Origin of the sequence: Bacillus sp. CH30_1T (genome assembly GCF_008364765.1) — a bacterium.
GTDB lineage: Bacteria > Bacillota > Bacilli > Bacillales > Bacillaceae_B > Rossellomorea.
Window position 1 is genome coordinate 90676 of record NZ_VTUY01000010.1, and the last position, 17121, is coordinate 107796.

Annotated in this window: 18 protein-coding genes; 8 read left to right on the top strand and 10 right to left on the bottom strand. The window is 43.9% G+C overall.

The annotated features are described in order from the left end of the window. Positions 1 to 102: 102 nt before the first annotated feature. The 3 genes from F0342_RS19415 to mnmH form a co-directional block, all read right to left on the bottom strand. The gene (locus F0342_RS19415) at positions 103 to 564 is read right to left on the bottom strand and encodes an SRPBCC family protein (RefSeq protein ID WP_149157497.1); all 462 of its coding nucleotides are present in this window, start codon (positions 562 to 564) and stop codon (positions 103 to 105) included. Next, a complete protein-coding gene (locus F0342_RS19420; protein WP_149157498.1) occupies positions 557 to 907 on the bottom strand; it encodes a MerR family DNA-binding transcriptional regulator in 351 nt (116 codons plus the stop codon). The genes F0342_RS19415 and F0342_RS19420 overlap by 8 nt, the downstream gene beginning before the upstream one ends. Positions 908 to 988: 81 nt before the next feature. Beyond that, on the bottom strand, positions 989 to 2041 hold the full coding sequence (mnmH, locus tag F0342_RS19425; RefSeq protein WP_149157499.1) for a tRNA 2-selenouridine(34) synthase MnmH: 1053 nt from the start codon (positions 2039 to 2041) through the stop codon (positions 989 to 991). 314 nt (positions 2042 to 2355) lie between these two features. Here mnmH and F0342_RS19430 point away from each other — a divergent pair, with 314 nt between their 5' ends. Next, a complete protein-coding gene (locus tag F0342_RS19430; RefSeq protein ID WP_262481821.1) occupies positions 2356 to 3912 on the top strand; it encodes a glycoside hydrolase family 10-like protein in 1557 nt (518 codons plus the stop codon). 41 nt (positions 3913 to 3953) lie between these two features. Here the strand turns inward: F0342_RS19430 and F0342_RS19435 are convergent, their stop codons facing one another. The 6 genes from F0342_RS19435 to F0342_RS19460 form a co-directional block, all read right to left on the bottom strand. After that, on the bottom strand, positions 3954 to 4538 hold the full coding sequence (locus F0342_RS19435) for a cysteine dioxygenase (RefSeq protein WP_262481822.1): 585 nt from the start codon (positions 4536 to 4538) through the stop codon (positions 3954 to 3956). A gap of 177 nt (positions 4539 to 4715) precedes the next feature. Next, the gene (locus F0342_RS19440) at positions 4716 to 6047 is read right to left on the bottom strand and encodes a 6-phospho-beta-glucosidase (RefSeq protein ID WP_149157500.1); all 1332 of its coding nucleotides are present in this window, start codon (positions 6045 to 6047) and stop codon (positions 4716 to 4718) included. Between the two features lie 19 nt (positions 6048 to 6066). Next, entirely contained in the window at positions 6067 to 6357 is a 291-nt protein-coding gene (locus tag F0342_RS19445) for a hypothetical protein (protein WP_149157501.1), read from the bottom strand. Positions 6358 to 6799: 442 nt separating this feature from the next. Next, complete coding sequence (locus F0342_RS19450) at positions 6800 to 8080, bottom strand: PTS sugar transporter subunit IIC (RefSeq protein WP_149157502.1); 1281 nt, start codon at positions 8078 to 8080, stop codon at positions 6800 to 6802. A 27-nt stretch (positions 8081 to 8107) separates the two neighbouring features. Further along, complete coding sequence (locus tag F0342_RS19455; RefSeq protein WP_044339788.1) at positions 8108 to 8413, bottom strand: PTS sugar transporter subunit IIB; 306 nt, start codon at positions 8411 to 8413, stop codon at positions 8108 to 8110. A gap of 2 nt (positions 8414 to 8415) precedes the next feature. Beyond that, positions 8416 to 9282 carry a MurR/RpiR family transcriptional regulator gene (locus tag F0342_RS19460; protein WP_149157503.1) on the bottom strand — a complete coding sequence of 289 codons (867 nt, stop codon included), beginning with the start codon at positions 9280 to 9282 and terminating at the stop codon, positions 8416 to 8418. A 160-nt stretch (positions 9283 to 9442) separates the two neighbouring features. Between F0342_RS19460 and F0342_RS19465 the strand changes: the two genes are divergently transcribed. The 7 genes from F0342_RS19465 to F0342_RS19495 all read left to right on the top strand — a co-directional run bounded on the left by F0342_RS19465 (position 9443) and on the right by F0342_RS19495 (position 16714). After that, the gene (locus tag F0342_RS19465; protein ID WP_149157504.1) at positions 9443 to 9775 is read left to right on the top strand and encodes a PTS lactose/cellobiose transporter subunit IIA; all 333 of its coding nucleotides are present in this window, start codon (positions 9443 to 9445) and stop codon (positions 9773 to 9775) included. Positions 9776 to 9793: 18 nt separating this feature from the next. Beyond that, positions 9794 to 10882 carry a DUF871 domain-containing protein gene (locus F0342_RS19470; protein ID WP_149157505.1) on the top strand — a complete coding sequence of 363 codons (1089 nt, stop codon included), beginning with the start codon at positions 9794 to 9796 and terminating at the stop codon, positions 10880 to 10882. 17 nt (positions 10883 to 10899) lie between these two features. Then, the gene (locus F0342_RS19475; RefSeq protein ID WP_149157506.1) at positions 10900 to 11814 is read left to right on the top strand and encodes a BadF/BadG/BcrA/BcrD ATPase family protein; all 915 of its coding nucleotides are present in this window, start codon (positions 10900 to 10902) and stop codon (positions 11812 to 11814) included. Continuing rightward, positions 11807 to 12967: an anhydro-N-acetylmuramic acid kinase AnmK gene (gene anmK, locus F0342_RS19480; RefSeq protein ID WP_149157507.1), complete on the top strand. Its 1161-nt coding sequence runs from the start codon at positions 11807 to 11809 to the stop codon at positions 12965 to 12967. Before F0342_RS19475 ends, anmK begins: the two co-directional genes overlap by 8 nt. Positions 12968 to 12986: 19 nt before the next feature. Beyond that, positions 12987 to 13886: an N-acetylmuramic acid 6-phosphate etherase gene (murQ, locus tag F0342_RS19485; protein ID WP_149157508.1), complete on the top strand. Its 900-nt coding sequence runs from the start codon at positions 12987 to 12989 to the stop codon at positions 13884 to 13886. A 99-nt stretch (positions 13887 to 13985) separates the two neighbouring features. Then, positions 13986 to 15398, top strand: a complete 1413-nt coding sequence (gene glcD, locus F0342_RS19490; protein ID WP_149157558.1) for a glycolate oxidase subunit GlcD — start codon at positions 13986 to 13988, stop codon at positions 15396 to 15398. After that, the gene (locus F0342_RS19495) at positions 15395 to 16714 is read left to right on the top strand and encodes a (Fe-S)-binding protein (protein WP_149157509.1); all 1320 of its coding nucleotides are present in this window, start codon (positions 15395 to 15397) and stop codon (positions 16712 to 16714) included. Before glcD ends, F0342_RS19495 begins: the two co-directional genes overlap by 4 nt. An 89-nt stretch (positions 16715 to 16803) precedes the next feature. Here the strand turns inward: F0342_RS19495 and F0342_RS25025 are convergent, their stop codons facing one another. Further along, positions 16804 to 16962, bottom strand: coding sequence for a hypothetical protein (locus F0342_RS25025; RefSeq protein WP_188048626.1), 159 nt, complete (start codon positions 16960 to 16962; stop codon positions 16804 to 16806). Positions 16963 to 17121: the final 159 nt, after the last annotated feature.

The following is a 17121-nucleotide window of genomic DNA, read 5'->3' on the forward strand; positions in this document are numbered from 1 at the left end:
CTGAAATCCAGCTGCTGAAACTCTTATTCTTTTTCCTTCGATTCAAACCAAATGAATAGGGACGGACCTCCACGATTCGTTGTGGTCCGTCCCTATTCTGAGCTACTTATTCGCTTCTTTCAATGCTTCGCTTTCTACCAGGTCCATGAATTCGGTGACGACTTTGTTGTTGTTTTTTTCTCCTCCCAGTTTTAATAAGACCTTTCCCAGGAAGTTCACACCTCTGTTTTCGCCTTTATAGATGAATCTGGTTTGGTAGTCGTCTATCTTATGGAGGGTGAATTCAGCTTTGATTTCAAATGCTTTGGCGAGTGTGAAACCAATTTTATTGTGTTTTTTCTCGGGGGTGTTCTCATACTCGAGGTCTTCTACAATATACGTCTCGATTCTTTTCCCTTCTTTGTATTTCTGCTGGTATGTGGACCCTACCACGCCTTCCTTTTGCTCCAGTACCTTGTTTTCAACGACGTTCGGCATTATCCGCTGAATGTTTTCAATTTCAAACAAATGCCAAATCGTTTCAATATTGACTGGAATGATCCGTTCTTCATGCCATTTAATCATCCTTATCCTCCCCTATTCCTATGTCAAAGAAATCATCCATTTCTTCGATCACTGATTGTATGCGATCTATTTCAGATTCTAAATCCCTTTTCTTGGCCCGGATCAATTGTTCCAAATTCTCAAACGACTCGTCATTTACGACGGTTAACATTTCTTGAATGGAAAAGTTAAATCTCCTTAAATAGACCAATAAACGTCCCACCAGATAGGATCCATTGTCATAATAGCGATAGTTGTTTGCAGGATCGATATACACAGGTTCAAGCAATTTGATCTCTGCGTAATACCGCAGTGTTTCCTTACTCAGTCCTGTCATCTTGGAAAACTCGCTTACCTTGTACATTCTTTCCACCTCACACCTAAATCATAAACCATGTGGTGCACCACACGGTCAATCCCTTTCTATAAAATGATTTTTTCGACCCTATCTTTGTAAACTGAGGTTTTCATGAATAGATACGCTTCCTTTTATAAATTTCTTCACTTCTTCGCATGCCTCTTCAATAGAAGACGCTTTTATCGTCACCTTTTGATCTCCAGGATACTGACTCGCCGTATGGTAGTATCTTGGATCATAATAGTATTCCATTAAAAGCTCTAAAATCAGCTTATAGTTCTTCTCTTTCAGCTCGTCCTCTATTTGATTGGCAATCGGGCTATGTATACGTCTCTTGATACATCGAAACGCTTCTGCAAATTCATCATGATGCTCGTGTAAACGGTATTCATTTAAAATATGATTGACTCTCTCTTTCATTGGCATCTCAATAAAGATATGAAAACCACTCTGCTTTTTCTCTACTAAAAAGTCAGGGAGAAGCAGCTTTCCGATCCGTTTGCTTTCTGCTTCAAATAATATAAAGGGAGATTCCTGAAGCTCCATCAAGTCTTTAAGCAGAAGGGAATCAAAGGTTTTCTGATTGCTTGGTGTCAATCCGATTTGTCCAAAAATGGAACCTCGATGGTTGGCTAACGTTTCAATATCCAGGACCGGATACCCTACATTTTGAAGCTGTTTCAGGATGGCTGTTTTGCCAATACCGGTTCCACCGTTTAACACAAAGGCTTGAGGCTTTAAATCGAATGTCTCCAGTTCATTCAATACCCAGTGACGATACGCCTTGACCCCTCCTTGAATACGGGAAGTTTTCACACCCATTAAATCCAGGAAGGTGGCAGCCGCTTTGCTACGCATCCCACCCCGCCAGCAGAAAACCACAATCTCACCATCCAGTTTTTGAAACTCTTTAATAAAATCCGGGAGCTTTCCTGAGAAGATTTCCAGACCCCGTTCCGTAGCCTTCTCTTTACTCACTTGCTTATAGAGAGTCCCGACTTCCGCTCTCTCTTCATCATTGAAGACGGGTATGTTCATACTGCCGGAAATCGTCATCTCCCTGTATTCAGAAGGAGATCTGACATCTACGAATGTATAGTTATTGACATCACATTGATCTATCGTTATATCCTTAAACATTTCATCAACTCTCCTCTTCACTTCTCACTCCTATTTTACCACCACTGCAACCCGATTGTTCGAAACATTCTGTAATCATTCTTTCCCTTTCTTTTGTTTTTAGAACTATTTATCTAGTCAAATCATCCTGATAAGTGATAGAATATTCAGTTTTTTCACCTCATTGGTACTATATACCATAAGAACCCAACACCTTATAATGAAATTAGAAATATTATTTCATGTTTTATTTTTATTTCATGAAGTATTATTTCAACAAAATGAAAACGATTTCTTTTATAAGAAATCAGGTAATGAAAGCGGGGGATTTGTTGATGAAAGCAGTGAAGTACATGATCATGGCCGTCTTGTTGTTCTCGCTTGCTCTTCCTTTTTCTACAGGAAAAGCAAAAGCTTCGGAAACTCAGGCGCCAAAACATGAAATGCGTGCAGCATGGATTGCAACGGTTCAAAACATTGATGTGAAAGCCGGAATGGACAAGCAGGAGTATACCGATTGGGTTACAGAGACCCTTGACGAGCTAAAAGAGTTGAAGTTTAATACCGTCATCTATCAAGTGAAACCTACTGTAGATGCCTTCTATCCTTCTGAACTGGCTCCCTGGTCCCAATATATTACAGGGGAACAGCAAGGAACGGACCCGGGTTATGATCCACTTCAGGTCATGATCGATGAATCTCATAAGCTCGGAATCGAGGTTCATGCATGGGTGAACCCTTACCGAATCACGATGCCAAATCAAACGATTGAGTCACTTGCAGATGATAACGTAGCCAAGCTTCATCCTGAATGGGTGGTGAAATATGGCAAGCAATATTATTTGGATCCGGGTATACCTGAAGTCCAAGAATACTTGATTGATACAGTTGAAGAATTGGTGAGTCATTATAATATCGAAGCCGTTCACATGGACGATTATTTCTACCCTTACCGAATTGCAGGAGAAACCTTCCCAGATCAAGATACATACGAGAAATATGGCAACACTTTTGACGATATTGAAGATTGGAGACGAAATAACGTTGATGTTCTTGTAGCTGACATCAATTCAGCCATCAAAGACATTAAAGAATGGGTTCAATTTGGGATTTCCCCATTTGGTGTATGGAGAAATATTGCTGATGATCCGACTGGAAGTGATACACAAGCGGGACAAACGAATTATGACGATCTATATGCAGACACACGTCAATGGATCAAGGATGGGAGCATTGACTATATTACCCCTCAAATCTATTGGTCCAGGAATCTGGCTGTTGCCAACTACTCCGTTCTATTAGATTGGTGGAGTCAGGAAGTGAATGAGTATGCCTACGATCATCCGGTTAATCTTTATATCGGGATGGCTGACTATAAAGTGGGAGACAACTTTGACCAGGAATGGTTCAATCCTTACGAGCTGCCTGAACAAATAATAGACAACCGTGAAAATGGAACGGCACTTGGGCAAATGCATTTCTCACTCAAACAAATATTTGAAAACCCACTTGGTTACGCCGATATTATACGAAACGAGGTTTACACCGAGCCAGCTTTAACCCCTGCCACTCAGTGGAACAATGAAATGCTTCCAAAGAAACCGAACAAGGTGAAAGCGGATAAACATAAAGAAGGTATCACGATAAAGATAGATGATAAAAAGCACACCGATGCCAGAAAATATGTCATCTATCGCTTTGAAGGCGTGAAAGAAGGAGATTACGAGAATCCAGCTAACATTTTGGATGTCGTGTATTCTCAAGAAGGGCTTACAACATATGAAGATACTTCAGCTGAAGAAGGTGGAATGTACACATATGGAGTTACGTCCGTTTCTCCGACAGGTGTGGAAAGTAAGAATGCCAAAACAGTACGAGTAAGAGTACGATAATGATAGAAAGAGAGTTTCTCCGCTATGGAGAAACTCTCTTTCTACTTCAACTGCATTTCCTTTACCTTTTGCCTGATATGATCCGGCCACCATGCCCCGCATTCTTCCGATACCACACAGGCAGCACATTTTTCCAAGTCGTACACCATCATACCCTGAATGGGCGGGGAATAGAGATGGAGGGTCACCAGGTCTTCCCCTCTCCCCTTCTTCATTTTGTGAACACCTTTTTTCGGTGCAAAATAGAAAGAACCTTCCCTATATTCGCGATCAAATATCTCCTGTGGAAACTGGTTCTCTTTTACTTCAAAGATTGTATTGACTGAAGTCCCGCTCAGAACTTGGATCCATCCCTTTGAGTCCCCATGATCATGTGGAGCACATTCCATGTCGGACCAATTCATCACGAGGAGCTCTGCTACTTCATTTTGATAAAGGAGCTTTCGATAATATGGCTTACCTTCCGGAGAAAGTAAGTAAGGCTGTATATCATCGAGACTCATTTGCAAAGACTGCAAGACTTCTTTAAGTTCTTTCGTGGAAGGGCTAGTCAATTCATCTAGTCTATCCTTTATCCGTTCCCTTAAGGTCACCGCGATTCCTCCATGTGTTATCGTTTCCTCCATAGAAACCGATGGAAAACAGAAATCATCTGGCCATTTACAACCACAACTCCTATTATAATTATGACTCCACCCAGTATTGTTATGAAGAAAATTTTCTCGTGCAATTCCAACCCCCATTCTCCTCGCAAATCCACGAAAAAAAGTGTCCCAAATCAACATTTGAGACACTCTCCTGCCTTAACTATGGCTTAATCGTTTACAAAACTGCGGTAAATACTCTCTATGTACCTCAAGCATTTCATCCAGCAGTAGCTTCGCCTTCACATCACTCGTCACCAACGGATTGATCGACATGGCAAGCAACGCTTTCTCATAGGACCCTGTTACTGATGCTTCAGCAGCAACACGTTCAAAAGATTTAATTTGATGAACAAGTCCACTCACAGCCACCGGCAGATCACCGACTGCAATCGGCTTAGGACCAGACTTGGTAACGACGCAGTTCACTTCTACAGCAGATCTCCGTGGTAAATCGCTAATTGCACCGTCGTTCTGGACATTCAGCGTTTGAATGTCTCCACGGTCATTATAAATGGATGAGATGAGATTACAAGCCGCATCGCTGTAATAAGCCCCTCCCCTTTGTTCGAGTTGTGGAGGCTTGATATCAAGGTTTTCATCCTTGTAAAGTTCGAAAAGCTCATTTTCTAATTGCTGAACTACTTCTGCCCTGGTGGTCCCCGTCTTGAATTCTTCTAGCTGCTTTTCTAAAATATCACTCGTTTTATAAAAATAACGGTGATAAGGACATGGAATGATTGAAAGACTCTTGATGAATTCCGGTTCCCATGGGAGCGGCGCAATATTCCTCATGCTGACTTGCTTATCAGGATTGCTCATAATGTCCAGAACGTCCCCTAAAACAGACTCACCGTCCACCCAAACGTCCAATCCGTAAACCATATGATTCAATCCTGCGAAATCGATATGAAGTCGTTCTACCTCCACATCTAGAAGCTTGGCCAATGTCATTCTTGTATTAATAGGAAGATTACATACGCCGACAACCTTAGGATGGGAGCCGTAGCGCAGTAAAGCCTCTGTCACCATGCCTGCTGGATTGGTAAAGTTGATCAACCAGGCGTCTGGGCAAAGCTCCTGCATTTCATCAGCGATTTCAAGTAGAACAGGAATCGTCCTCATTCCCTTGAACAATCCCCCGGCCCCATTCGTTTCCTGGCCGATCATCCCGTACTTGATCGGAAGCCTCTCATCTTGAATTCTCGCTTTTAGCTGTCCGACTCTCATTTGAGTCGTGACAAAATCAGCATCTACTAACGCCTCTTTCCGATCCAGTGTAAGGTGAATTTCCATGGGAACCCCAGCTTTTTCTACCATTCTCTTCGCTAAATTCCCGATGATAGTAAGTTTTTCTTTCCCTGCTTCAATATCCACCAGCCACAGCTCACTCACTGGAAGCTCATCATAACGCTTGATCAACCCTTCAACAAACTCGGGAGTATAGCTTGACCCCCCGCCGATCGTAACGACCTTGATTCCGTTCTTCATTGTGAATGCCTCCTCGAGATTACTTGGCAACAAAGGCCAGAATAAAGCTTATTAAGAAACTGACAACCACTGCTAATAAAACGCGCTTCTTTTTAACGGAAGCATCTTCAACCGGACCTTCAATTTTCAAAAGAACAAATGAGAGTCCAATCGAAGCCGAAATCCCCGTTGCCAAAAATACGCTCCAATCCTTTGCGAGTCCCGCACTCATCAAAGGCTTGGAAAGAAGTAAAAGTCCAATGGATACGGAGATTAGAAGAACAAACACACTTCTAAAACCGATTCGCTTCGGGACAACCGTTTCTGTCATATAAATCACTCCTAATGCTAATGAAGAAGTGGGAATCCTAGGACCCCCACTTCTGCTTTTTGATATGATCGTATACTGCTAGAGGCAAAGCCCCTCGAGGTCATAAGTCCAGCCCACCAAAAAGGCAAAGAACGCCTTTCCGGTGGACTTGCCTTATGCTTGTCGGGGCTGATCGAGCCGCCTCCGCTTTTCTTTTGTCCAGCTGCGGCGGCTAGCCCCTCGAGGTCATAAGTCCAGCCCACCAAAAAGGCAAAGAACGCCTTTCCGGTGGACTTGTCTTATGCTTGTCGGGGCTGATCGAGCCGCCTCCGCTTTTCTACTTGTCCAGCTACGGGGCTTAGAGGCTCGAGGTCATAAGCTAATCCGTCAAGAAGGTTAAACTGCAACCTTCATGCCGGCTTAGCTTATGCTTGTCGCCTCTGGGCAAAGCCCCTCCGCTTTTCTATGCCGCTTGTTGCTCGTTTTCTTCCATTTTTAACATTTTTTTGTCGTACATCTTTAAGAATGGGAAGTAGATTGCGAAGGAAATTCCGATATTAATCAGAACCATGACAATCGCTCTCCAGTCACCACCCGTTGCCAGGTAAGCTCCTATCGGAGCAGGAAGTGTCCATGGCGGCATAATGTAAGTTGGTGATACTAATCCGACTGTCGTTGCCACATACGAAATTGTTGCCGTTATTAAAGGAACCGTGATGAAAGGTATGATTAGAATCGGATTCAATACGATTGGAGCTCCAAAGATTATAGGCTCATTAATATTGAATAGACCCGGTACTAGACATGTTTTCCCCAGTGCTTTCAAGTATTTCGAACGTGCAAAGAAGACCATAGCAAGAACCAATCCAAGAGTTGCTCCTGATCCACCGATCCAAATGAACCACTGATAGAACGTTTCTGGAGCGATATGTGGAATCGGATTGCCACTGGCAACAGCATCGGCATTGTTCACAAGGAATACTTCCCAAAGTGGACGTGCCACCGTTCCTACAACGGATACACCATGAATTCCGAATGACCAGAAGAAATCTATAAGGAATACTGGAACCAATACTCCGAAAATACTGTCACCTGCTGTAACCAATGGAGCAACAGCGACACCAACTATATGATGGAGGTCGACTCCAGCTAAAACTGTGATGGATGAAACTAAAATGATAACAATCGCTACAGGAATAAGTGCTTCAAAGCTTCGTGATACAGATGCCGGTACTTGTTCAGGCATTTTGATCGTAATGTTTTTCGTTTTACAGAAACGTAAAATTTCTACTGCCAGAATCGAGACGACCATGGCGACGAATAATCCGTGACCCCCGAGGTTGGTCATTGGCAGGACCCATCCTTCTCCGTCCATTACTTTAGGTGTGATCGTTAATAGAAGTGCGGCTACTGAAATTTGTGCACCGGATAATGGATCCAGGTTATAGCTTTTCGAGAGGTTGTATCCTATCCCGAAGGCTATATAGAGTGACATGATAAACATGGTCAGTCGGTAGGGAATCAGGATTTCGACGATGTTGTCCGCGGCCCACTGCTTGATGTCTCCGAATACTCCGCCATCAGGAAGCGGTGGAAAAGCTAAAATCAGGAAAAATGAACCTACGATGATAAATGGCAGTGCTGAAATAACCCCATCCCGGATTGCTTGTAAATGCCTTTGTTCAGAGAGTCGGGCCATTGGACCTGACAAGTTGTTCTCTAGAAAATTCACAAACTTTTGCATGTTTGTACCCCCTTGTTTCCTATTAAATTAGTTGGTTAATTCTTTTACTGTTTTCAGTAAAGTAGGACCGCCAAGTGGCGTGTACGCTTGTGGAGGAATCGGACCACAAGGGACATTCGCTTCATCAGCTGCTTTCTTCACTTGGTCAAAACGGTGTCGAATCTGCGGTGCTACCATACAAACATCCCATCCCTTGGATATTTCCTCAGACACTTCACCGGTCCCGATTGCATGGACTTCCATCTCAATTCCTGCTTTGTCCCCTTCTTTTTTCAGTGCATTCACAACAATTGCGCTGGACATTCCACCTGAACATACGAATAATACTCTCATTTCTACTCTTCCTCCTCTTTCATCCTTTGAACTACTTCATGTGTATGAATAATTTGCTCATATACGCCATGTCCTTTTTCCATGCATAAAGCGACGAATAAAGCATCAATTACGACGAGTTGAGCAATTCTTGCTGTCATGGTTCCGATTCTGATATTGTGTTCTTCCTCGGAAATCGTCAAGACGATATTAGCAAGCTTTCTTGCCGGGGATTTCCCATGCTGTGTCAATAGAACGATTGTGGCCCCTTTTTCTTGAGCGACGTTCATGAGCTTCAGTATCTCTTTTGTCTGACCAGATGTGGAGACGACGAAGAGAACGTCTCTTTCGGTTAAGTTTGCGGCCATCATCATTTGCACATGGATATCACTCGCTTGAAATGCGAGATAGTTCAGTCGTAATAGCTTTTGCGTAAAGTCCTCCGCTACTACGGCTGAACCGCCTACTCCATACAGGTATACCCTTTCAGCTTTATGGAACGCGTTCACAGCCCGATCCAGTTCATCTATGGAGAAAAGCTTTTCCGTGTTCTTGATCGCTTGATAGGTATTCACCAGTACTTTGTTGAATACGGTTTCAAGATTGTCTTCAAAGTGCAGGAGTGTATTGATGTCATGACTTTTTGTTTCTTCGATGTTGCTGCTTTTGGCCAGTTCGATCTTCAAACCGCTGAAACTATTGATTCCGATCCGTTTACAGAACCGGATGATGGCTGCTTCACTGCTGCCGCATGATTGTGAAAGTTGCTTTGTCGTCATTTCCATTACTTTCTCAGGAAACTCCAACACATATTGAGCAACCGCAATTTCAGACGGGGTGTAGTTCTCCATCTGACTTTTGATGTGTTTTAATACTTGAAATTCCGTCATAGTCACCTCCAAAAAAATGATTGTCTTGAAAAGGCTTTCAGTTTAATATGATTATATGCGATAATGAAATTAAATTTCAATATTATTTTAAAATATTTAAACTTTTATTTTACTATTCTAGTAGAAACCAGTTCTAAACAGAAATGAGGAGGAATACACAATGGCAGAGGTACGCAACCTAGAAATGGAGATTTTTGAAATTATATCAAACGGCGGGAATGCAAAAAGCACCGCATATGAAGCCCTGGCAAAGGCACATGAAGGTAAGTTTGATGAAGCTGAAGAGATGCTGAAAACAGCCCATGAAGAACTGAACAAAGCTCACAAAACGCAAACCAGTCTCATTCAGGCTGAAATCAATGGAGAAGACTTTGAAAAATCACTTCTGATGATTCATGCCCAGGACCACTTGATGACCTCTATCAGTGAAATCTCGTTAATTGAACAAATGATACCCTTGTTAAAAAGAATAGATAAACTTGAAAACAACTAATTTTAAGGAGGCCTACCAATGAGCAAAAGACTGGGAGTTTCAATTTACCCAAATCATTCCACGACTGAAAAGGACAAAGAATATCTGGCACTGGCTGCGTCTTACGGTTTTAAGCGTGTGTTCACCTGCTTATTATCAGTAGAGGGGGACAAGGATGGGATCATCTCAAACTTTAAAGAAACTATTAAGTTTGCCCGTGAAAAAAACATGGAAGTCATCGCTGACATCAGTCCCCGTATTTTCAAAGAACTGAACATTTCGTATGATGATTTATCCTTTTTTGCCGATCTGGGTGCTCATGGTATCCGACTTGACCTTGGATATACAGGTCACGAAGAATCGATGATGTCGTATAACCCTTATGATTTAAAAATTGAACTCAATATGAGTAATGCAACGAAATACATCGACAACATTATGACATATCAGCCTAATAAGGATCAATTGCTTGGATGTCATAACTTCTATCCGCATCGCTACTCCGGTTTATCCTATCCATTCTTTATTGAATGCAGTAAAAAGTTTAAAGACTTCGGGATGAGAACGGCTGCGTTTGTCTCTTCTTCCGATGCAACATTCGGTCCTTGGCCGGTCACGGAAGGATTGCCCACGCTAGAAATGCACCGGAACCTTCCGATCGATGTCCAGGCTAAGCATCTTTTTGCAACTGGGTTGATTGATGATGTCATTATCAGTAACGCTTATGCATCAGAACGTGAAATGCAGCTGCTTAGCAAACTGAACACATCGAAGCTGACCTTTACAGTCGACACCCATGAAACGACAACAGACTTAGAAAAGACGATTATATTTGAAGAACCGCACTTCTATCGTGGTGACGTGTCTGATTATTTGATCCGCTCGACTCAAAGCCGCGTGAAATATCGTGGAAGAGAATTCGCTCCACATAATACGGCAGACATTAAACGTGGTGATATTGTGATTGAAAACGACCTATATGCCCAGTATGCAGGAGAACTTCAGATCGCGCTTCAAGATATGGAGAACTCAGGCAAAACCAATGTGGTTGGACGGATCCGCGAAGAAGAAATCTTCTTATTGGATTACCTTGAGCCTTGGGGTAAATTTGCCTTTCAAACCAAGTAAAGTGGAGGTTTCTTTAGATGACTAGAGTAATAGGAATCGATGCAGGCGGGACAAAAATACAGGGACTCGTTCTTGACTTAGAGAAGAACATCCTGTTTCAAAGCTTATCCGGACACGGTAATCCCACTGTTTCCTTTGAGAAGGCATTAACCAATCTCTCATCCGTGATTCAACAATGCTTGGATCATACTCCTTCTGAAGAGGTGTCCCATATTGTGATCGGGATGGCAGGTGCAGAGTCTGGAAATCTCGCACATCGAATCAAGACGGAGTTACAAAGGATGACTTCCCTGCCTATTATCCTTTTGAATGATGCCACCCTCGCCTATTTCAGTTTGATCGGGAATCAGAACGGTGTAATGACCATTGCGGGAACGGGTTCGATTTGTTATGGACGAAACGGGAAAGAGGAAGGAACAACCGGCGGCTGGGGACATCTACTTGGTGACGAAGGAAGTGCTTATCATATTGCAATTGAAGCATGTAAACAGGTTTCGATGGAGATGGATTCCTGCAAACCTCTTTCCCCTCTCTCCCGTGACATATTAAACGAAATCGGTGCAAGTGATGGGAAAGGGTTAAAAGGGTTTATCTATTCTTCTTCCAAAGGTGAAATTTCAAAGCTTGCGAAAGTGGTTCACAAGCAAGCTGAGGATGGTAATGACGCGGCCTTTCTTTTATTCAAAAATGCCGGGGAGCAACTTGCCCGACAAACGATTACCTTATTGGAGAAACTACAGATCGGTACGAAACCGGTTATCGCCATAAAAGGAAGTGTCCTTGAACATAATGTGGTGGTGCAATCCGTTTTTAAAGAAATGATTTCAGAGCGTTTTCCAAACGCATCCTATATCGTCGACTCAACCTCCCCTGCCACCGGGGCAGTCGATGTGACCAAAGCCATCAGGGAAGGAAGGTTGTCAAATGAGTAAACGTTTAGCTGTCGGGTTAATGTCCGGTACGTCTGTGGATGGGGTGGATGCTGCTCTTGTTTCAATTGAAGGCAGCGGCACGGATACAAAAGTGGAGCTCGCCCATTATTCAACGGCTCCCTTCCCTCCAAAAGTAAAAAAGAAAATCTTTGAAGTGATGAGTGTCACAGAATCGTCCACTCCCCTCCTTTCCAGCTTGCATTTTGAGCTTGGAGGCGTTTATGCTGATGCAGTTTTGAAGGTATGTGCAGAGGCTTTCATTTCTGTAGAGGAGTTAGACTTTATCGGATCTCACGGGCAAACGGTTTATCACCAGCCCTTTCATACGGAAGATTCGGTTCCTTCCACTCTGCAAATCGGTGAGCCGAGCGTGATTGCGTACCGTACAAACACTAGAGTCGTCTCCAATTTCCGCTCCATGGATATGGCCGCCGGCGGTGAAGGAGCACCACTTGTACCTTATACTGAATTCCTTCTCTATCGAAAAAAAGACCAGGGAAGACTTCTGCAGAATATTGGCGGTATCGGAAATGTGACCGTGCTTCCTAAAGATTGCGCTCTTCACGAAGTATTCGCGTTTGATACTGGTCCAGGAAATATGGTTATAGATGGATTATGCGAGCGACTATTAGGTCTATCTTTTGATGAGAATGGAGCTATTGCTGCGAAAGGAACGGTCCATAAAGACGTCGCACAGAAATGGATGGAATGGGAGAAGGATTTCTTCCTTAAAGAACCTCCAAAGTCAACTGGTCGCGAGCTGTTTGGAGAAGTATTCATAAATCGGATTCTTGACGAGTTTGGTGATCTTTCGAAAGAAAACCTGATTGCGACGGCAACCTACTTTACAGCTATGACGATTGCGGATGCCTATGAGAATTTTGTTCTCCCTGAACATTCGATAAATGAAGTGATCATCGGCGGAGGAGGAAGCTATAATGGGACGCTTCTCCGTATGATGCGGGAGCTTCTTCCAGAGTTAGGAATTCTTATTCAGGAAGATATCGGTTATTCTTCCGATGCGAAAGAAGCGATTGCCTTTGCCCTATTGGCAAACGAAACACTGCATGGCAATCCAAGCAACGTTCCAGGTGCAACAGGGGCCAGTAGGTCTCTTATTTTAGGCACCATCACACCACGCCCATATATATGAAAGGCAGGTAACAATACAAATGGACCTTCATAAGATCCTGACGGAAACAAGAAATCCTAATACATTGAACATAGATACAATAAGCACGGAGAAGATTTTAGAAAAAATCAACGGAGAAGATCAAACCGTTGCATACGCCGTGGAAAAAACCATCCCTGTTGTTTCACGTGTGGTCGATTCCATCGTTGTAGGTTTAGAAAATGGCGGCCGTCTTCTTTATGTAGGTGCAGGTACAAGCGGACGCCTGGGCATCCTTGACGCATCAGAGTGCCCGCCTACCTTTAGCACAGATCCCGGCCAGGTGATCGGGATCATCGCGGGTGGTGAAATGGCCATTCAATTCCCCTTAGAAGGCGCAGAGGATGATGAAGAAGGAGGCCGCAACGAAATCGCCATCCGTAAAGTCGGTGCAAATGATGTCGTCGTTGGCATTGCCGCAAGCGGACGGACGCCTTTTACAATAGGGGCCTTAAAGGAAGCAAAATCAAGAGGTGCTGTAACGGCTTCTGTTGTATGCTCACCTAAATCCTCGATGTGTGAAGTGGCCGATCACTCGATCATCGCTGAAGTCGGTCCGGAAGTTGTCACAGGCTCGACACGCATGAAAGCCGGAACAGCCCAAAAACTGATTCTGAATATGCTCACAACCGCATCCATGATCAAACTTGGCAAAGTATACAGTAACCTCATGGTCGACGTGATGCCTTCAAACGCAAAACTGAAAGTCAGAGCGCGCAACATCATTATGGAAGCAGCGGACGTCACCGAACAAGAAGCAACCGAAGCCCTTGAAATATACGGCAGTGTCAAACCTGCAATCCTATCGCTAATGACAGGCATCGAAGAAAAAGAAGTCTACAACCTTCTCACCCTTCACAAAGGCCACCTGCGTTCAGCCATCAAAGCCGCAATTAAATAACCTTTTAGGAGGGACGGACCTTGACCCATCGTCAGGTATCGTCTCTTTACTCTTTTTATACAAGATTTGAAAAACATGTTAATAAAGGTGGAAATTAGTATGATCACTCCTGACATCAAAAAACGGTTCATCGAAATCGTCGGCGACGAAAATTATCGGGATACTCCCGCGGAAAAGCTTGTCTATTCCTATGACGCAACTCCTAACTACCAGTCCATGCCTGACGGGGTCATCGTTCCCCGCTCGACAGAGGAAGTATCAGAAGTCGTGAAAATCTGCAATGAGCATTGCATTCCCATCGTCCCAAGGGGATCCGGAACGAATCTTTGCGCAGGCACCTGCCCTACTGAAGGCGGAATTGTTCTCTTATTCACCCATATGAACAAGATTCTCGAGGTGGACGAAGAAAATCTAACCGTAACCGCCCAGCCTGGTGTTGTGACCCTGGATCTCATTCATACAGTTGAAGCAAAGGGGCTCTTCTATCCTCCTGACCCTAGCTCCATGAAAATCTCAACAATCGGTGGGAATATTAACGAAAATTCCGGTGGTTTGAGAGGACTGAAATATGGCGTTACCCGAGATTATGTGCTGGCATTGGAAGCCGTTCTCCCTAACGGAGACATCATCCGTACCGGGGGAAAACTAGCGAAAGATGTTGCTGGATATGACCTGACCCGGCTATTTGTCGGCTCGGAAGGAACGCTTTGTGTCATCACCGAAGCGACTTTAAAGCTTGTTCCTATGCCGGAAACGAAGCAAACGATGCTCGCCTTATATCAGGATATTGAAGCAGCAGCCCAAAGTGTTTCCAGCATTATCGCCAATCGCATCATTCCGACTACCCTTGAATTTTTAGATCAGCCTACACTTGAGGTGGTTGAGGATTTTGCCAAAATCGGTTTGCCAACCGATGTAAAAGCGGTGCTCTTGATCGAACAGGATGGTCCTCCGGAAGTGGTTGCACGTGATATGAAACGAATGGAAGAAGTTTGTTTACAGAACAAAGCTGTATCCGTTCAATTAGCCAAAACGGAGATAGAAGCAGATGCCCTTCGTACCGCCCGCCGTTCTGCCCTATCGGCACTCGCCCGTCTCAAACCGACGACGATTTTAGAGGACGCGACGGTTCCACGCTCGGAAATCGCCAAGATGGTAAAAGCAATCAATGATATCTCTGATCGTTATGAGTTGAAGATTTGTACCTTTGGTCATGCAGGGGACGGAAACCTTCACCCTACGGTTGCGACTGACGCCAGGGACCATGATGAGATGGAACGTGTCGAAGCGGCATTCGAAGAAATTTTCGCTCATGCCATCGAATTGGGCGGCACCATCACCGGAGAACACGGAGTCGGCATGATGAAAGCCCCTTATCTCGAATGGAAACTGGGACCTGAAGGCATTGCAGCCATGAAAATGATCAAGCATTCATTCGATCCAAATAACATTATGAACCCGAATAAAGTATTCGCTAAAGAATCAAGAAAACGTGTGGTGATTTCAAGATGACAACCCTTCTAGAAAAACAAAAGATACAACAGGAATTTAAAGACCGCTTGGATGAAGATGAACTATTGAATTGTATGAGATGCGGTTTCTGTCTTCCTTCCTGCCCTACTTACATTGAATCAGGATTTAAAGAATCCCACTCCCCGCGTGGTCGGATCGCCTTAATGAAGGCAGTGGTGGATGGTGTCATAGAACCCGACGAAGAAGTCGAACGAACATTGGATCTATGCTTAGGGTGCAGAGCCTGCGAACCCGTTTGTCCATCCGGTGTGAACTACGGACACCTTTTAGAAGAAGCACGAGATATCATCAATCAAAATAAAAAACACTCGCTTCCTGTACGGGTTCTTAGAAAAACCGTTTTTGAAGGATTATTCCCGCACCCTGAAAGAATGAGAATGGTCACAAACCTTCTTGGAATCTATCAACGCTCGGGATTGCAAAAGGCGGTCCACACGACGGGCGTGATGAAACTCTTTCCGGAAAGCATGGCGACAATGGAACGCGTACTTCCTCAAGTTCCAAAGTTGAAAGACATGAAGGAACGCCCAACGTCGCTTTCCTCGATTGGTGACGTTCGTAAAAAAGTCGCTTTCTTCTCTGGCTGTTTAATGGATACGATGTTTCTGGAAACAAATAATGCCACTACGATACTATTACAGCTGGCAGGCTGTGACATCGTGATTCCGAAAACGCAAACCTGTTGTGGAGCCTTGCATGGTCATAGCGGTGAAAAGGACTCGGCAAAGGATTTAGCAAAGCGAAACATCGAGGCTTTTGAAGCGGATGGAGTCGATTACATCATCACCAATGCCGGGGGATGCGGAGCCTTTCTCGTCGACTATGATCACTTACTGAAGGATGATCCCGATTGGAAAGATCGTGCGGTTCAGTTTAAAAATAAAATCAAAGACATCTCATCTATTCTTGTAGAATTAGAGTTTCATAAAAAGAAATTGAACGTTTCCTCTCAACGAATTACGTATCAGGATTCATGTCACTTGCGAAACGTGCAGCGTACATTTTTGCAACCAAGGCTCCTCCTTCAATCAGTGGAAGGTGCTGATTACGTTGAGATGAAACAAGCCGACCACTGTTGTGGGTCAGCCGGGATCTACAACATCGTCGAATCCGAAATGTCCATGAAGATCCTCGATCACAAAATGGACAACGTCGAACAAACCCAGGCAACCACCATCATCACATCAAACCCGGGCTGCCTCCTCCAAATGAAACTCGGCATCGAACGAGAAGGCCTATCCAATAAAATGCGTGCAATCCACATCGTAGACTTCTTATTGGAAGCAATTCAGTGAGAGGGACGGACCTCTTCATTTACTCAAATCCCGTTAAATCAACGTTTTGGTTTTCGGGCGGGGTGATTGGAGGTCCGTCCCTTCTTTTTTCACTTTTTAATTTTGAGGAAAGAGAAGTAGACGAGGAAGGAAAGGATGATTCCATAGGTTGCTAATAGGGTGAGGGCATTAGTGGCATTTGATGTAAGCCAGGTAAATATGGCAGCGATGAGAACTATTGGTGTGCTTATCCAGATTGTTTTGTTCATTTTCGGACCTCCTTTTGATCCAAAGTGATGGATATTGATATATACGTTTCGGCTGGGGGATAGTTTCCTTTTTTGTTGAGAGGTGGTTGTTTGGGTGTGTACAATTCAGGGGTTTTGTCCTGGTACATTCTCTCTTTTTTGCATCGCTTTCAGATCACC

Coding starts and splice junctions, on each gene's coding strand:
- F0342_RS19415 (WP_149157497.1), bottom strand. CDS start 564: ATGATTAAATGGCATGAAGAACGGATCATTCCAGTCAATATTGAAACG.
- F0342_RS19475 (WP_149157506.1), top strand. CDS start 10,900: ATGACTAGAGTAATAGGAATCGATGCAGGCGGGACAAAAATACAGGGA.
- F0342_RS19455 (WP_044339788.1), bottom strand. CDS start 8,413: ATGAGAGTATTATTCGTATGTTCAGGTGGAATGTCCAGCGCAATTGTT.
- F0342_RS19470 (WP_149157505.1), top strand. CDS start 9,794: ATGAGCAAAAGACTGGGAGTTTCAATTTACCCAAATCATTCCACGACT.
- F0342_RS25025 (WP_188048626.1), bottom strand. CDS start 16,962: ATGAACAAAACAATCTGGATAAGCACACCAATAGTTCTCATCGCTGCC.
- F0342_RS19495 (WP_149157509.1), top strand. CDS start 15,395: ATGACAACCCTTCTAGAAAAACAAAAGATACAACAGGAATTTAAAGAC.
- anmK (WP_149157507.1), top strand. CDS start 11,807: ATGAGTAAACGTTTAGCTGTCGGGTTAATGTCCGGTACGTCTGTGGAT.
- F0342_RS19420 (WP_149157498.1), bottom strand. CDS start 907: ATGTACAAGGTAAGCGAGTTTTCCAAGATGACAGGACTGAGTAAGGAA.
- F0342_RS19460 (WP_149157503.1), bottom strand. CDS start 9,282: ATGACGGAATTTCAAGTATTAAAACACATCAAAAGTCAGATGGAGAAC.
- glcD (WP_149157558.1), top strand. CDS start 13,986: ATGATCACTCCTGACATCAAAAAACGGTTCATCGAAATCGTCGGCGAC.
- F0342_RS19440 (WP_149157500.1), bottom strand. CDS start 6,047: ATGAAGAACGGAATCAAGGTCGTTACGATCGGCGGGGGGTCAAGCTAT.
- F0342_RS19435 (WP_262481822.1), bottom strand. CDS start 4,538: ATGGAGGAAACGATAACACATGGAGGAATCGCGGTGACCTTAAGGGAA.
- F0342_RS19450 (WP_149157502.1), bottom strand. CDS start 8,080: ATGCAAAAGTTTGTGAATTTTCTAGAGAACAACTTGTCAGGTCCAATG.
- F0342_RS19465 (WP_149157504.1), top strand. CDS start 9,443: ATGGCAGAGGTACGCAACCTAGAAATGGAGATTTTTGAAATTATATCA.
- murQ (WP_149157508.1), top strand. CDS start 12,987: ATGGACCTTCATAAGATCCTGACGGAAACAAGAAATCCTAATACATTG.
- mnmH (WP_149157499.1), bottom strand. CDS start 2,041: ATGTTTAAGGATATAACGATAGATCAATGTGATGTCAATAACTATACA.
- F0342_RS19430 (WP_262481821.1), top strand. CDS start 2,356: ATGAAAGCAGTGAAGTACATGATCATGGCCGTCTTGTTGTTCTCGCTT.
- F0342_RS19445 (WP_149157501.1), bottom strand. CDS start 6,357: ATGACAGAAACGGTTGTCCCGAAGCGAATCGGTTTTAGAAGTGTGTTT.